2 protein-coding genes are annotated in these 791 nt (G+C 38.2%); both read left to right on the forward strand.

What is annotated here, in order from left to right:
* The coding region (locus tag CDOM16189_RS10090) for a transposase (protein ID WP_170000954.1) at positions 1–175 on the forward strand (175 nt) is incomplete at its 5' end.
* Positions 150–755 carry an IS256 family transposase gene (locus CDOM16189_RS08020; RefSeq protein WP_502707261.1) on the forward strand — a complete coding sequence of 202 codons (606 nt, stop codon included), beginning with the start codon at positions 150–152 and terminating at the stop codon, positions 753–755. The genes CDOM16189_RS10090 and CDOM16189_RS08020, both read left to right, overlap by 26 nt.
* The last annotated feature ends 36 nt before the right edge of the window (positions 756–791 follow it).

Below are 791 nucleotides of genomic sequence, written 5' to 3' on the forward strand. Positions count from 1 at the left end.
CCGTCAAGACGGAAAAAACGTCAATAAAGCCTTATATGTAGCTTTGGCAATCAATTGGGAAGGAAAAAAAGAGGTATTAGGGCTTTGGCTATCTAATACAGAAGGAGCAAAATTTTGGATACGCCGTCCGCAAAAAGCGGACATGTACAATCACTTCCTTACAGTACAAGGCTGAAAGCCTTATGGGAGTTCTTAGTGAGATAAAGAACCGAGGGACTGAAGATATTCTGATAGCCTGCATGGATGGACTTACCGGATTTCCTGAAGCGGTAAAGGCAGTATTTGAGGATACTCATATACAGCATTGCATAGTTCATATGGTTAGAAGCTCTACCAAATTTGTTTCCTACAAAGACCTTAAAGCTGTATGCAAAGACTTGAAAGAAGTATATTCAGCTATAAATGAAAAGGCCGGAGCCAAAGCTCTTGAAGATTTTGGAAAGAAATGGGATGAGAAGTATCCGATGATTAAAGCTGCTTGGCAGAGGAATTGGAATGAGCTAAGTGAGTTTTTTAATTATCCTAAAGAAATCCGAAAAGCTATTTATACTACGAATGCGATTGAATCGTTAAACTTCAGCTTAAGAAAAATCACTCGCAATAAATCAAGCTTTCCGGACGATGATTCGATATATAAAGTGATGTATCTTGCGATACGCAATGCGAGTAAAAGGTGGACTATGCCTATAAGGAATTGGCCTCTTGCCGTTAATCAATTTGCCATATTGTTTGACAAAAGGATTCCTTTTTGTTAATATGCAATAACCATTTACACAGTTTTTTGGACAAGG

It is taken from the genome of Campylobacter sp. RM16189, assembly GCF_012978815.1.
Classification (GTDB): domain Bacteria; phylum Campylobacterota; class Campylobacteria; order Campylobacterales; family Campylobacteraceae; genus Campylobacter_A.